Here is a 14,378-nt window from a genome sequence, read left to right as displayed (position 1 = left end):
ATTACTGACTCTTCGGCGGCAGGCAAACCACAAACAGATTGCCAAGCTCTTCAAACATCTGGGTACTGTCATTCATTCCCTTTCGATAGGATTCTCCCGTAAGCGGATCCATTAATATGACATTTTGCGGATCATAGCCTGTGATCAATTCCGCAGTGGATACCCCCTCTAAAGCCAGCACAGGATAGCCCTGACTTACATAATACAGAACCATATTGATCGAGCACCCAGACAAATCCAGCACCCTGCCATCCAGGTGCTCCGTCAAAATCTCAAAAGGAGTACGCCCTTCTTCCAAGTAAGGTGCAATATCTGAATAATTGTTCTCACTGCTTAAAAGAATCTCTATAGCCGCCTGCATAGCAGACTCATCCGGTCTCTGTTGAGGATTCTCAAGACCGGTAATTTCCGTCCGTGTCTTTCTTCCGCCTCGTTTCCAGATATAACTCTGTTTACTGTCTACAACTACGCCCATCTGTTCATAGGCTAATTGTACTGCTTCATTGGCTGCCCCAAAAGCTCCCACAAGCTTCCCATTATACGCATACACAAAATAGCGTAAGTCTGCCTCATCATTTTCAAGCTCAAGAACCCTGTTTCCTTCAAACAGAACCTGCTTTGGCATAAGACGTTTCATCTGCGTCTCCCCCGGACTATTTGTGAGATTAAAATAAAATTCTTTCTTTTTAGTCTCAGAATTTTTTATGTCTAATGATATCTTTTCCTCAACTTTCTCTGCATTATGCGTAATGGGTTCCGGAGCGGCTTCTGTATATCCTCCATTTCCATCCTTGACCACGCAGTCCAGGGAAATTCGATTGTTTTCAATGGAAATATCTACTACATATTTTCCCTGCTGCTCATATGCAAACTCCGAAATTTCATTACCATTTACTCCCTCTATGGCTACATAGCCCATAGGGAATATAATGCTTCCGGTAATACTCTTTGTAATATCTTCTTTTCTTGCCTCTCCATAGATAAAGTCCGTTCCCATAAAACCAAGGGCTCGGATATGAAAGCCTTCTTCTGCCTCTACTGTACGTTTGCGGTTTGTCTCCAGATTCAGGATTTCCACAGCATCTGATTCATTCAGTGAATTTTCCCTCTGCCATGCTATTAAATGTCCGTCATCTGAAATCAGGCAGCTTTCCTCTCCAATTCCTGTTACAATCTCCTCATAGCTTCTGGTATTCAGATCAATTTTACAGATATTCCCATGAAGGTAAAGATAGAGGATCTCTTTTTTGTTTACATAAGCCAGCTTTCCCACCTCTGTCCGCAAAACCTGGAATGGCTTATTGCTTTCAATAAAGATTCTCTCCTCCACAGAATTGGTTAAAGCACTGTAAGTATAAACCGCTACCCCTGTTCTTCCTTCATGCTGCCCGCGATTCATATATCCATATACAAGAAAATTCATACCGCCTGATTCATCCACATCAATGATCTTAATGGCGTGTTCCTCATAGCTGCATCTTAAGTCTTCCCCATCTCGGAATCCAAATACATAAGATAGTTTGTTCTGTGCCACATCATAGCACCACAACTCTCCATTTTGGACAAAGGCAATGATATTTTCCTCTTCGTTTTTGTGATACTCTACTTCTGTATTTAAAATGCCAAGTTCTATTGAATTTTGCGAAAATATCTTCAACTCCGGATTAAATATCCGATCTGCTGTTCGTTCATAATTCAGCAGATACATCCGCTGTTCCGTATAGCGGACTCGATAAGACTCCTGAACTTGGTAATACTCTGTCTCTCTGTCTTCATTTTCATGGCTTACCTCATATTCCAGACGAACAGATGCAATAGAATCTTCCAAATCTATAAGATAAGTTCTCACCGGTCCGGACAGCTGTACTTCCATCTCATCCCAAATCATCTGCCGGTAACGGGAGTGAATATTTACATATGCAAGTGTTCCATTGTCCGCTGATGAATCTGGTTCCAAAAAAGACGTGATGCTTACAGTATTTTCCTTATCAAAAAGCGCCTCATGAATTAGGGTGATAAAATCCATGCATTCCTTCAGATGGTGTTCTGGCAGATTGAGAATTCGGGTATAGTAATAAGCTTCCCCGCCCCGGGCCAAGTCTAAGCGGAGTACAAGAAGGTATTCTTCTCCATCATCTAAAAGATCTTTTAACTGAAATTCTGCACGAATCCGATCCTCTTCCCAGATATAATCCATAACCTGGGCATCTTCTACCAAACGCTTTGTATCCAGACTTCGAACCTCATAAAAAATCTGCGATACTTCTGTGTTTGGACATTGTACGGTTAATTCTACCTTGCGATCTGCCGGGAGCGGAAGTACCGCTTCTCGCAGAAGGCTTCCATCCATAGGCTGGGTATAGCCATGCATCAGATTCAGCTGCTGTCCATTTTGCTCCATATAAACCATCGGAAGCGTTGCAGATGCCATGGAATCCGTCAGGTCCCGGTTTCCCACGGACAGCATATAGCTCATACAGAAAATGCCCAGGAAAAATGCTGCCAGAATGGTTAAAATTTTAAGTACCAACTTTTTCATTCGGCTGCTCCTTTCCTTGATTCGTCCATGCTTTTTGGACATAAAGGTATCCCTGTAAGGGGTTTCCTTGATTTGTCCATGCTTTTTGGACATAATTTTCGGCTTTCGCAGGCATCCGCAGGCGCATATTCCGATACAAGCAGTCTCTCCAGCGTCGGCTGCACATGCAAAGCCTCCGTACACTTCTCATAAGCCTCGCTGCTCACCTTGTGTTCCCCAGGCCGCTTTACCGCCCGTATCAAAATATTCTTAGGCGTGTGCTCCATATCAATAAATTCCAATATCTGCGTGTCATAGCCCTGCTGTTCCAAAAGCTCCGCCCGCAGGCCATCTGTCACAAGAGCCGCAATCCGCTCTTTTAAAAGGCCGTATTTCAGTACCGGATCAAGCTGTTCATTTTGAATCTGTTTGTTTAACTCGTGCTGACAGCAAGGGACCGACAGAATCACTTTCGCATCCCATCTAATCGCCTTATAGAGGGCAAAATCTGTAGCCGTATCACAGGCATGGAGAGTAACTACCATATCCACCTGTTCTTCTCCTTCATATTTTGCAATATCTCCTCTTAAAAATTCCAGTTTTTCATATCCATACTTTTCCGCTAAGGCACTGCAGCGCTTAATCACATCCTCCTTTAAATCCAGTCCCGTAATGCGGATATTTAAGTCCTTACATATCTTTAGATAATAATACATAGCAAAGGTTAAATACGATTTACCGCATCCAAAATCCAGGATCCTTATCTCTCGCTCCTTTGGCAATGCATCTTGTATATCCTCAATAAATTCCAAAAAACGGTTAATTTGCCGGAACTTATCATAGCGGGAATGCACCACTTTTCCTTCAGCAGTCATAACGCCTAAATCCACCAAAAAGTCTATTGACCTACCCTCTTTTAAAAGATACCTCTTCTTTTTATTATGTGCCAACTCCGGTACTTTTACGCCTGCACTTTTCTTCTCTTTTATTGTAACCTTTCCCTTTTTACTTACTAAAACACTGGCCATGCCAAGACCGCTCTCCAGTTGGAGCTGCCGAAAGGATGTGTCCATCCATTCCAAAACCCGCAAAACGATCTCCGTTTTTCCAAGATTCTCATGAAAAGCCTTTGTTCCCCGAAACAGCTCAGCCTGAAAGCAAAGTGTCTCTTTCAAAAGCACAGGGCGAATTGTGATCTTTGTTATATCTATATTTCCTCTTGCTCCGCTTATAATGATTCGAAGCAGATCTTTATTCAAATATTTTTCTAGTAAATCCTTTAATTCTTCCATTTATCAACCTTATTCCTATCTTTTAAGCATCCGTATTTCATTCTCGTCTACTATAGCATAAACTGCCTAAAATTACTAGAACAGATCAAAGAAAAGGCCGGAAATGTGCGTAAGCTTCACACATTTCCGGCCTTCTGTTTTCAATACATCCTATTGCACCGCCGGTCTCTGCGGCGGCAGCGGCGCTGATACATCTCGTTGAGAAGCATCATAGTGACGAAATCCTCCATCCAGTTCCGCCCGTTTGTGTCCTGCATCATCAGATCGTCCTGGTAATCCTTCTTATTCAGCCGGTCATAAACGCGACGGCTGATCCGGCGGATCTGAAGCTGATCCGGATATTCGTCAAACATAAAACTTCCGTCGTACTCCATCCGGTCACATTCTTCCTCTACCAACGGTTGAATCTGTCTTGCAAGAGCCGGATAGAGTTCCCTAAACTTTCTTTGATCTCTCGCTTTTTCATCTTCCCATGGGCAGAAAGGGCAAAAAGGGTATCGCCCATGCGCTTCGTAAAAGGGGGTGGGGTTTTGTCCCGGTAAGTATTGCTCATAATAAGGGGTCATAAAAAAATCCTTTTTCAATAGTATATGCGCAACACCTTTTCCTGTGTACCTTAGCAGGCTGAACCCTCATTTATGTCTCCTCCTGTGCCGCCACACGTTCGATGTGCATAGCTAGATAGCCAATCTCCACCTCATCAAGAGGCTTGCGCAGATAGTTCTCCAGATGTCTGCACACCTGAGACGCCAGTTCATAGGCTTTGGGGAATTTTGTTGACATATAGTCATTCATGTTCAGCTTCAGCTTTTCCCCCTTTACAGCCCGGGCCGCCATATAACGCACATGGTTCATCAAACGATTATAGGATAGGGACATAACATCTATGGTCAGCCCGGTGGCATCCTCCACCATCTGAATACATTCTCGAACGGTCTGGGCAATCTGCATAGAGAGGGCCACATTTTCATCCTCAATGGCTGAGTGAATATGTAAGGCAATATATCCTACTTCATGCTCATCAATCTCTACATTCAAGCGTTTCTTAAGTATTGGCCGAATGCACTCTGCTGTCTTATACTCCATATGGAACAAAGCCCGAATGTCACTGGTTAGAGGATTACTAATCTGTTCATTATTCTGAATCCGCCGGACTGCAAAGGCAATGTGATCTGCCATGGGAAAGAGGATGCTCCAGTCAATGCGCCCAAAGATTCGTTCGCTTTCTTTCAGCACCTCTTCGGCAATTTCCAGAAAAACTGGGTCTATATCTTTTACCAAATCCATAGCAGTTCCACGCTCCGTATGCTCACGCAGAGAATATACGGTGCAGCCATCGGGAACCTCCATGCGTTCACTGACCTTTCTTCCAAAGCCAAGGCCCTTACCAATAAGAAGATACTCCCGGTTGTCTGCCATGTTAATCGCAATAACCGTGTTATGATTCAGCGCTTTTTTTACTCTGAACATCTTTTCTGTCCCCCAATTGTTTATCATACTCCCAACATTCTTTCCCTTTCATTTAGAGAACAAAGAATAACTTGCCACATAGCAAGCTATTCCTCGTTCTTTGAAGAATTTTAAGAAGCTCAAAACTACTTGTTATTGTTCCTCATAGGTGTCTACGGCATACAAAGCATCCCCTGCCTTCACCGCTCCTGCCGCAAGCAGACGAATCTTCTGATTCTCCCCAAGCTCGGTACACAGTACCGGAGAAGCAAGGGACGGTGCATGGCTCTTTAAATATTCCAGGTCAAGCTTCATCAGTACATCACCCTTTTTCACCTGATCTCCATCCTTTACCAGAACCTCAAAACCCTGGCCGTTTAAATTTACCGTGTCGATTCCCATATGGAGCAGCATGGCAATTCCCGATGCAGTCTGGAAGCCAATGGCATGCTTTGTCTCAAACACAAAGCAGACCTCTCCATCCTCCGGAGCGCATACGGTTGGTTCCTCCGGGATTACCATAGCGCCGTCTCCCATCATCCGTCCTGCAAATGCCTCATCTGGGGTTTCGGAAATGTCGGCCGCCGTACCCGTAACCGGGCTATAAATGGTAACGCTCTCTGCCACCCTACCCTCTGTTTTCTCTGTCTTTTGTTCTGCTGCTTTTTCATTTTCTGCCGCCTGAGCCGGAGCATACTCTTCATCCGGTGCGTATTCCAGATAATCCTCCAGATTAGACTTAATCACAGTTACTCGGGGACCATAAATCACCTGCACGCCATTACCCTTGTGAACTACACCGGAAGCTCCTGTGGATTTCAGCATGGCATCGTCCACCAGCTCGGACTTGTGAACTGTACAGCGAAGTCTTGTGGCGCAGCAGTCCACATCGGAGATATTTTTCTTTCCGCCAAGCCCTCGGCATATCGCTGCTGACAGAGCATCCTCCTCGGAAACGCCGCCGTCCTGTGCTCCCTGTCCCCCCTTTTTCTTTGCATCCACATCGCTTCTGCGGTACAGCTTTACTTCTTCACTGTCATCACGTCCCGGCGTCTTCAGATCCATTTTCCGGATAAGGAACGAGAACAGAAAATAGTAAACGACAAAGTAGGCCGCACCTACCACTACAATCCAAATCCAGCTTGTTTTTGCATTTCCCTGAAGAATGCCGAACAGAAACATATCAATGAGACCGCCGGAGAAAGTCATTCCCACACCAACGCCGAACACGTGCATCAGCATATAAGCAAGACCGGCAAATACACAGTGGATGGCATACAAAAGCGGCGCTACAAAGAGGAAAGTAAATTCCAGGGGCTCCGTAATTCCGGTCAGCATAGACGTCAGAGCTGCGGATAACAAAAGACCTGCAACGGCTTCCTTCTTCTCCGGCTTTGCCACTTTATACATAGCAAGGGCTGCTCCCGGAAGTCCAAAGATCATCAGCGGGAACTTGCCTGCCATAAATCGGGTTGCAGATACGGCAAAGTGCTCTACCGTAGGATCTGCAAGCTGTGCGAAGAAGATATTCTGAGCGCCCTCTACCATGCGGCCTGCAACCTCCATAGTTCCGCCGAGAGCCGTCTGCCAGAAGGGGAGATAAAATACATGATGAAGACCAAAAGGAATCAGCGCCCGCTCCATCAGACCATACACCCAGGTTCCGGCATAACCGGATTCCAGCACCACACCACCCACGGCATAGATTCCCTGCTGAATCACCGGCCAGATGTAAAACATCAAAATGCCCACAATGGTATAGGTCAAACCGCTGACAATAGGTACAAACCGGGTGCCTCCGAAGAAGGACAATACCTGAGGCAGTTCAATCTTATAAAAGCGGTTGTGAAGGGCTGCAACACCAAGTCCTACGATGATACCTCCGAACACGCCCATCTGCAGTGATGTAATGCCCACAACTGAGGTTGTAGCTCCCTCCAGCATGGCCTCCGCTCCGCCGTGATTCCCGATCATGGCACCGATGGAAGCATGCATTATGAAAAATGCAATTGCCGCTGCCAGAGCTGCCACTTCCTTTTCTTTCTTTGCCATGCCGATAGCAACACCCATGGCAAAGATGATGGGAAGATTGGCGAATACGATATCGCCGGCTGCACTCATTACCTTTAAAATGGCATTTAAAAAGGTTCCGGGACCCATGATCCCCATCAGGCCGTAGGCCTCAAGCATAGTTTCATTGGTGAAGGAGCCACCTACACCAAGCAGCAGACCTGCCACTGGCAAAATTGCGATTGGAAGCATAAAGGAACGTCCCACTCGCTGCAATACACCAAAAATCTTGTCTTTCATACCGAACCCTCCATTTTAGTTCCGTAATACTTCTCACCATTCCGAAGTATTACTGTTTTCGTTTTTTGGTTTTTGGACGTTTTATCCACATCTTGCTACTTACTATGCCCACATTTCCCCATTTTTTACGCAAAAAAAGCATTAACGTGCATAAACATCCAAAATATTCATGCATAGTTAATGCCTGCCGAACAGTTACATACTATATCACTGGAATTAAAGTAACATCTGAGGAAGGATTTGTCAAGAATTTTTTTATCCTATGTTCAGATACCTCTCTATCTTCTGAAAGCGCTCTTCCATATTCAGTCCCTGAGGATAATCATTTTTCGTATTAGAAAACAGGGTAACGCCGGTTCTCTCTTCCAGCCTTACCCTGTTTTGAACTATTTAAGCCTGCGCCCTTTGCTGCTGCTTCTCTTTGTAATGATGCTCTTCCTCCAGCATCATGTCCTTTACTTTCATCAGGCGAATCTGAGATCCTCTCTCATTTTCATCCAGCTTCATGGTAATATATTTAATATTGCTCTGCGCCTGAGGAATGATTACATGCTCCAGAGCGTTTACACGACGGCGGGTCTTCTCGATCTCGCTTGCCATAAGCTGACACGCTTTCTCCCTCTCCGCCAACAGCAACATATCCGGCAGAATATCCGCCAAAGACTTTACTGCGTCGTCCAGATCACTGGAGGTAAACGCAAAACCGTAGGAGTAGATATCATTGCTGTCCGCAGTCCGGGTCTTGTATTCAAACACCGGAATGTCTACGCTCATAACGTTCTTGGTAGAGGTTTCCAGATAAACCTCCTGCTTAGGCGCCATCAGCGCCACCCGGAGAATCTCTTCCGACATACCTGCCTTGGCAATGACAAAATTCTTGTTGGCAGATTTGATGCCGGCCTCCACTTTCTCACGAAGAGCCATGTTTTCACGGACCATATCAAGGAACTGACGCATCAGCTCGTCTCGTTTATCCTTCAGAAGCTTGTGTCCCCGGGTTGCAGTGACCAGCTTTTTCTTCTGCTTGGTCAGCTCCATTCGGGTTGGAGTTACCTGGGTAGATGCCAATCAAATCACCTCCCTTTCTACTTATTTCGCCAGTCCAGCTCGAAATCACCTTGTGATTTCTCACTGGACGGCATTCGCCGCATGCAACAGTCAAACCAGAAACTGCCTTGTGAGCAATCTCCCAATTCAGTTTCCGCTTCGCCTATTGCGCCTGGCTCAAAACTTACCATAGTATTCATCCAGATACTTGTCATCGATACGTTTCAGCTCACTCCTTGGCAGGATAGAAAGAAGCTTCCAGCCAATATTCAGAGTTTCCTCAATATCACGGTTCGCCAGATATCCCTGGGATACATACTCTTTCTCAAATGCATCCGCAAACTTCGCATAAATCAAGTCAATATCGGAAAGAGCTGCCTCACCTAAGATAACCATAAGTTCCTTAGCCTCTTTACCACGGGAGTAAGCGGCAAACAACTGGTTCATGGTGTTGGCATGATCCGCACGAGTCTTTCCGTCACCGATACCCTTATCTTTCAGACGGGACAGAGAGGGCAGTACATCAATCGGCGGCGTAACACCCTTACTGTAAAGCTCACGGCTTAAGATTACCTGACCCTCAGTGATGTATCCGGTCAAGTCAGGAATCGGGTGAGTCTTATCTCCCTCAGGCATGGTCAAGATCGGAATCATAGTGATACTTCCGTCCCTGCCCTTCTGACGTCCGGCACGCTCATACAGAGTCGCCAGGTCAGTGTACAGATAGCCCGGATAACCACGACGGCCCGGAACCTCCTTACGTGCTGCGGATACCTCACGAAGAGCGTCCGCATAGTTGGTAATATCCGTCAAAATAACCAGTACGTGCATGCCCTGCTCAAATGCAAGGTACTCTGCCGCAGTCAGCGCCATACGTGGTGTTGCGATACGCTCTACGGCCGGGTCATTTGCCAGGTTAATGAAGAGAACGGTACGGTCAATAGCGCCCGTCTCCTTAAAGCTGTTAATAAAGAAGTTGGACTCCTCAAAAGTAATACCCATGGCGGCAAATACTACGGCGAAGGACTCATCCTTGCCCCGAACCTTTGCCTGTCTTGCGATCTGGGCTCCAAGCTGTGCATGGGGCAGACCGGAAGCGGAGAAGATAGGAAGCTTCTGTCCACGTACCAGGGTATTCAGTCCGTCAATAGCAGAAATACCTGTCTGGATAAACTCGTTGGGGTAGTCACGGGCTGCCGGATTCATAGCCAGGCCGTTGATATCACGGCGCTCATCCGGTAAAATCTCCGGTCCCTTATCAATGGGACGTCCCATACCGTCAAATACACGGCCCAGCATATCTGCGGATACGCCTAACTCCAGGGTTCTTCCCAGGAAACGCACCTTACTGTTGGACAGGTTGATACCGGTTGCACTCTCATACAACTGAACCAGTGCGTTGGTTCCGTCAATCTCCAGAACCTTACACCGGCGTGTCTCGCCGTTTGCCAGCTCAATCTCACCGATCTCATCATAGGTTACATTTTCAACACCCTGAACCAGCATCAGCGGGCCGGCAACTTCTTGTATTGTTCTATACTCCTTTGGCATTTAGAAGTCCTCCTTCCCGAGCAAATTCGCAATCTCCGTTGCAAGCTCATTGGTGATTGCATCATATTCTTTCTGAATGTCATCATTCAGTGTGTATTTAAAACGGCCAATTCGCTCACGAACCTCCATCTTAATGAGTCCGTTCACATCAGCGCCCTTATCCAATGCTTCCACACCGTCTTCGTAGAATTTCAGCACCAGCTTCATCATCAGGTACTGCTTCTCCAGAGAAGTATAAGTATCTACCTCATGGAAAGAGTTCTGATGGAGGAAGTCCTCACGGATAGAGCGGGCCGCTTCCATCTTCAGACGATCCGGTGCGGAAAGCGCATCCATACCTACCATCTGAACGATCTCATTTAACTCTGCCTCTTCCTGAAGAAGTGACATAAGGTTCTGACGCAGCTCCATCCAGTCATCGGCCACATTCTTGTTGAACCAGTCTGCCATATCATCCACATACAGGGAATAGCTGGTCAGCCAGTTGATAGCCGGGAAATGACGCTTGTAAGCCAGAGCGGAATCCAATCCCCAGTATACCTTTACGATACGCAAGGTTGCCTGAGATACGGGCTCGGAAATATCACCACCTGGCGGTGAAACGGCACCGATTACGGACAGAGCGCCCACACGGGAATCCTTTCCAAGGGAAACCACACGTCCTGCACGCTCATAGAACTGTGCCAGACGGGATCCTAAGTAAGCCGGATATCCCTCCTCACCAGGCATCTCCTCCAGACGTCCGGACATCTCACGGAGAGCCTCGGCCCAACGGGAGGTGGAGTCTGCCATCAATGCTACGGAATAACCCATATCACGGAAGTACTCCGCAATGGTAATACCTGTATAGATAGATGCCTCACGAGCCGCAACGGGCATGTCGGAGGTATTGGCAATCAGCACGGTACGCTCCATCAGCGAACGGCCTGTCTTCGGGTCTTTCAGTTCCGGGAACTCGTTCAGTACGTCCGTCATCTCATTTCCGCGCTCGCCGCAGCCGATGTAAACTACGATATCAGCCTCGGCCCACTTTGCAAGCTGATGCTGGATAACCGTCTTGCCGGAACCGAAAGGTCCGGGGACGGCTGCCACACCGCCCTTGGCAATGGGGAAGAGTCCGTCTACTACACGCTGGCCGGTAATCAGAGGCATCTCCGGCGGCAGCTTCTCCTGGTAAGGACGGCCCTTACGAACGGGCCAGCGCTGCAACATGGTCAGCTCCTTGTCGCCATCTTCCGTAGTAACAACCGCTACTACCTCTTCTACCGTAAATTCTCCGGCTTTGATCTCTTTCACTTTACCGGAAGTTCCATAAGGAACCATGATCTTCTGTACTACGGATGCTGTCTCCTGTACGGTTCCCAGCACATCACCCGGCTCCACCTCATCGCCTACCTTGGCAACAGGTACAAAGTTCCACTTCAGATCACGCTTTAAGGAGGGAACCTCCACACCACGCTTTAAGTTATTTCCTGACAGCTTCATAATGTCATCCAGCGGACGCTGAATTCCATCATAGATGCTGCTGATAAGTCCCGGTCCTAATTCTACGGACATGGGTACATTCATGGACTCTACAGGTTCGCCAGGTCCAAGTCCGGATGTTTCCTCGTATACCTGAACAGACGCCTCGTCCCCATGCATCTCTATGATCTCGCCAATCAAACGCTGGTTGCTGACACGAACCACGTCGAACATGTTCGCATCCCGCATTCCGCTTGCGATGACCAGCGGTCCTGCTACTTTCTTTATTGTTCCTATACTCATTTGGACGAATCACCCACTTTCTATTTAATTATTACTGAATAAAATATCCGATCCAACTGCCTGTTCTACGGATTTGCGAACGCTCTCGATTCCCTTGCCCGTATTGCCGGACACACCGGGAATCAGAATCACTGCGGGAACTACCTGCTCCCGAAGCTTTTCAATCTCGTGTTCTATCTGGGCTGCCAGACTCTCCGTAATGTAGATCACGGCGTACTCGCCGCCGGCCAATTGGTGCAGCTTTTTTGCGGCCTCAGCAGGGTCTGTCACCGGAAATGTATCAAGACCCAGCGTAGCAAAGCCATAAATGCTGTCGTAATCTCCCAGCACTGCAATCCTATACATACATCTCCCTTACCCTTTCCCGGATGGAATCATCCGACAAGCCGTTCAACTTTCCGGACAGGATAATTCTTACCGTTTTGATCTCATTTTCCCGGGCCAGTGCATAAGCCACAATGGGTCCTACGGAAAATGAATTGTATTTCTGAGGGCGGATGGTATAGATAATCCGGTTGTCGCACCAGCGCTCAAAGGCCGAGGGCGATACTGCCAAAGCCTCCGCACCCTCCGCATAGTCCGTGCCTGCCAGGTAGTCCCGAATGGCTTCCGGGCCCCCAAGAGCCGCATGAGCCAGCGCTTCTACATCCAGGGTGTCACAGGGAGCCAGTGCTCTCCTCATAAATTCTAATGATTTTGCGGTTTTCTGTGAGCGAACTGCAATCTTGATATTGGCTACGGCTACGGTAGATTCCGCATAATTACGGATCACTTCATCCTTTGCCGCCTTGCCTGCCTGATAGATGGCATCAAGGGTCGCCCGATCTACAATCACATCACAAAGCTGACCATCCCTTGTATGGAGCAAGGTCTCAAAGGCCTCTGCAGCGGCATCAGCCATATACTCCGGAAGACTTGCAAAATCCCTGCTTCTTACTGCTTCCAGGATCGTTTCCGCCGAAGGCTCCGTATCCTTATAAAAGATACTGGAGCTGTGTCCTTCCGTGCACACTTCCTTAATAGCCGCTTTCAGGTTATGAAATACATTGGGATAATCCAGAATGCCAAACGCCGACATGTCGCTTACAAGCTCCCGGATATCCTCCCACGTTTTCTCCCGCTCTCTGGTCAGAATCTTCTCCGCATCCATTGGAGTATCCGAGTCTCCCCAGCCCTTCTCCTGCAAAAACTGCAGGCAGTTCTCATAGGTTTTACGGGCCAGCAGCTGCTCAATGGCAGCTGCGGAGAAAAGGGTTAACTCCTTGGAACGAATTCGCGCAACCGCATAGGTATATTCCAAATCAGACATTTTCTAACCTCCTTATGCGTGTTATGCGAACAACTCCTGATGGATCTTATCCTGCAGCGTATCTCTCTGGGTGTTGAACAACGCACGGAATGTACAGTTCTCCTCAATACCGCCGTATACCAGGATAAATCCGTTTTCTATTTCTTTGCTTTCCTTCTTAAGGGTCAGGCTGCCGCCCTTCTTAGCGGCAATATCGGAAATCTCTTTCTCAAACCCAGCAGGAATGCGATTTAAGTCTGCTGCGGAAAAATAGATCTCTCCGCTTTCAGACAATGTAAACTTCTCAAGCATCTTCCGAATCATATCAAAATATGCTTTCTCGTCCATTGTATTCAGAGATGCATATGCCTTTTCCAGAATGGAGGCAATCACTTCCTGCTTTGCCTGCAAAATAGCGGTTCTGCGCTGCAGGTCTGCGGAGGATTTTACACGCTCCAGGTAATTGGCGGCATCTGTCTCTGACTGCTCTAAGCTTTGCTCAATCAGCTTTTCCGCTTCCGCCTTTGCTTCTGAGACGATCTTGTCAGCTTCTTCCTTTGCCCCGTTTACACGGCTTTCGGCTTCCGCTTTTGCCTCATCCACAATCTGGCTTACCATTTTCTCTAATCCAGTCATCAATCAGCTCTCCTTCTCTCGGATTTTTATCTTATTACTTAAACCGGGATAGAGTTTACAGCCAGGATGGAAACCAGAAGTGCAAGGATCGCATAGGTCTCAACCATGGCAGGGAACAGCATAGCCTTACCGAACTGCTCCGGCTTCTTTGCTACGATGCCGATAGATGCCACAGAGGTCTTGCCCTGATTGATAGCGGAAATCATACCTACGATACCGATAGGCAGGCAGGCCGCCAAAATCATAAGACCTGTAGGAACGTCAATAGCTGCCATGCTGCCGCCCAGAAGACCTGTCTTGGACAGAGTAACGAAAGCTACCAGCAAACCGTAGATACCCTGTGTACCGGGCAGAAGCTGCAGAATCAAAACCTTAGAGAACTTAGCCGGATCCTCAGTAACAACGCCTGCTGCAGCCTGACCTGCGATAGCTACGCCCACTGCGGAACCAATACCTGCCAAAAGTGCTGCAACTGCTGCTCCTAATAATGCGTAAACGCCTCCTAATTGACCTAACATAA

12 protein-coding genes are annotated in these 14,378 nt (G+C 47.4%); all 12 read right to left on the bottom strand.

Annotation, left to right across the window (positions count from 1 at the left end):
• Position 1: 1 nt before the first annotated feature.
• The 12 genes from VSQ61_RS04985 to VSQ61_RS04930 all read right to left on the bottom strand — a co-directional run bounded on the left by VSQ61_RS04985 (position 2) and on the right by VSQ61_RS04930 (position 14,376).
• Positions 2-2,539, bottom strand: a complete 2,538-nt coding sequence (locus tag VSQ61_RS04985; RefSeq protein ID WP_334343343.1) for a hypothetical protein — start codon at positions 2,537-2,539, stop codon at positions 2-4.
• Complete coding sequence (locus VSQ61_RS04980) at positions 2,536-3,810, bottom strand: class I SAM-dependent methyltransferase (protein WP_334343342.1); 1,275 nt, start codon at positions 3,808-3,810, stop codon at positions 2,536-2,538. Before VSQ61_RS04980 ends, VSQ61_RS04985 begins: the two co-directional genes overlap by 4 nt.
• 140 nt (positions 3,811-3,950) lie before the next feature.
• The gene (locus VSQ61_RS04975; RefSeq protein ID WP_334343341.1) at positions 3,951-4,376 is read right to left on the bottom strand and encodes a hypothetical protein; all 426 of its coding nucleotides are present in this window, start codon (positions 4,374-4,376) and stop codon (positions 3,951-3,953) included.
• 70 nt (positions 4,377-4,446) lie between these two features.
• Positions 4,447-5,280, bottom strand: a complete 834-nt coding sequence (locus VSQ61_RS04970; protein WP_334343340.1) for a PRD domain-containing protein — start codon at positions 5,278-5,280, stop codon at positions 4,447-4,449.
• A 132-nt stretch (positions 5,281-5,412) separates the two neighbouring features.
• Positions 5,413-7,569 carry a PTS sugar transporter subunit IIABC gene (locus tag VSQ61_RS04965; protein ID WP_334343339.1) on the bottom strand — a complete coding sequence of 719 codons (2,157 nt, stop codon included), beginning with the start codon at positions 7,567-7,569 and terminating at the stop codon, positions 5,413-5,415.
• A 390-nt stretch (positions 7,570-7,959) separates the two neighbouring features.
• Positions 7,960-8,637: a V-type ATP synthase subunit D gene (locus VSQ61_RS04960; RefSeq protein WP_334343338.1), complete on the bottom strand. Its 678-nt coding sequence runs from the start codon at positions 8,635-8,637 to the stop codon at positions 7,960-7,962.
• Between the two features lie 156 nt (positions 8,638-8,793).
• Complete coding sequence (locus tag VSQ61_RS04955) at positions 8,794-10,167, bottom strand: V-type ATP synthase subunit B (protein ID WP_334343337.1); 1,374 nt, start codon at positions 10,165-10,167, stop codon at positions 8,794-8,796.
• On the bottom strand, positions 10,168-11,934 hold the full coding sequence (locus VSQ61_RS04950) for a V-type ATP synthase subunit A (RefSeq protein WP_334343336.1): 1,767 nt from the start codon (positions 11,932-11,934) through the stop codon (positions 10,168-10,170). It abuts the gene before it with no gap.
• A 24-nt stretch (positions 11,935-11,958) separates the two neighbouring features.
• Entirely contained in the window at positions 11,959-12,279 is a 321-nt protein-coding gene (locus VSQ61_RS04945; RefSeq protein WP_334343335.1) for a V-type ATP synthase subunit F, read from the bottom strand.
• Positions 12,272-13,243, bottom strand: a complete 972-nt coding sequence (locus tag VSQ61_RS04940; RefSeq protein WP_334343334.1) for a V0D/AC39 family V-type ATPase subunit — start codon at positions 13,241-13,243, stop codon at positions 12,272-12,274. Before VSQ61_RS04940 ends, VSQ61_RS04945 begins: the two co-directional genes overlap by 8 nt.
• Before the next feature lie 21 nt (positions 13,244-13,264).
• Entirely contained in the window at positions 13,265-13,858 is a 594-nt protein-coding gene (locus tag VSQ61_RS04935) for a V-type ATP synthase subunit E (protein WP_334343333.1), read from the bottom strand.
• A gap of 38 nt (positions 13,859-13,896) precedes the next feature.
• Entirely contained in the window at positions 13,897-14,376 is a 480-nt protein-coding gene (locus tag VSQ61_RS04930; RefSeq protein ID WP_172542584.1) for a V-type ATP synthase subunit K, read from the bottom strand.
• Between the last annotated feature and the right edge of the window lie 2 nt (positions 14,377-14,378).

The sequence above is a fragment of the Candidatus Merdisoma sp. JLR.KK006 genome (assembly GCF_036941035.1).
GTDB lineage: Bacteria > Bacillota > Clostridia > Lachnospirales > Lachnospiraceae > Laedolimicola.
Note: the sequence above shows the minus strand (reverse complement) of the source record. Positions and strands in the feature narration are given on the sequence as shown.

Coding starts and splice junctions, on each gene's coding strand:
- VSQ61_RS04985 (WP_334343343.1), bottom strand. CDS start 2,539: ATGAAAAAGTTGGTACTTAAAATTTTAACCATTCTGGCAGCATTTTTC.
- VSQ61_RS04980 (WP_334343342.1), bottom strand. CDS start 3,810: ATGGAAGAATTAAAGGATTTACTAGAAAAATATTTGAATAAAGATCTG.
- VSQ61_RS04975 (WP_334343341.1), bottom strand. CDS start 4,376: ATGACCCCTTATTATGAGCAATACTTACCGGGACAAAACCCCACCCCC.
- VSQ61_RS04970 (WP_334343340.1), bottom strand. CDS start 5,280: ATGTTCAGAGTAAAAAAAGCGCTGAATCATAACACGGTTATTGCGATT.
- VSQ61_RS04965 (WP_334343339.1), bottom strand. CDS start 7,569: ATGAAAGACAAGATTTTTGGTGTATTGCAGCGAGTGGGACGTTCCTTT.
- VSQ61_RS04955 (WP_334343337.1), bottom strand. CDS start 10,167: ATGCCAAAGGAGTATAGAACAATACAAGAAGTTGCCGGCCCGCTGATG.
- VSQ61_RS04950 (WP_334343336.1), bottom strand. CDS start 11,934: ATGAGTATAGGAACAATAAAGAAAGTAGCAGGACCGCTGGTCATCGCA.
- VSQ61_RS04945 (WP_334343335.1), bottom strand. CDS start 12,279: ATGTATAGGATTGCAGTGCTGGGAGATTACGACAGCATTTATGGCTTT.
- VSQ61_RS04940 (WP_334343334.1), bottom strand. CDS start 13,243: ATGTCTGATTTGGAATATACCTATGCGGTTGCGCGAATTCGTTCCAAG.
- VSQ61_RS04935 (WP_334343333.1), bottom strand. CDS start 13,858: ATGACTGGATTAGAGAAAATGGTAAGCCAGATTGTGGATGAGGCAAAA.
- VSQ61_RS04930 (WP_172542584.1), bottom strand. CDS start 14,376: ATGTTAGGTCAATTAGGAGGCGTTTACGCATTATTAGGAGCAGCAGTT.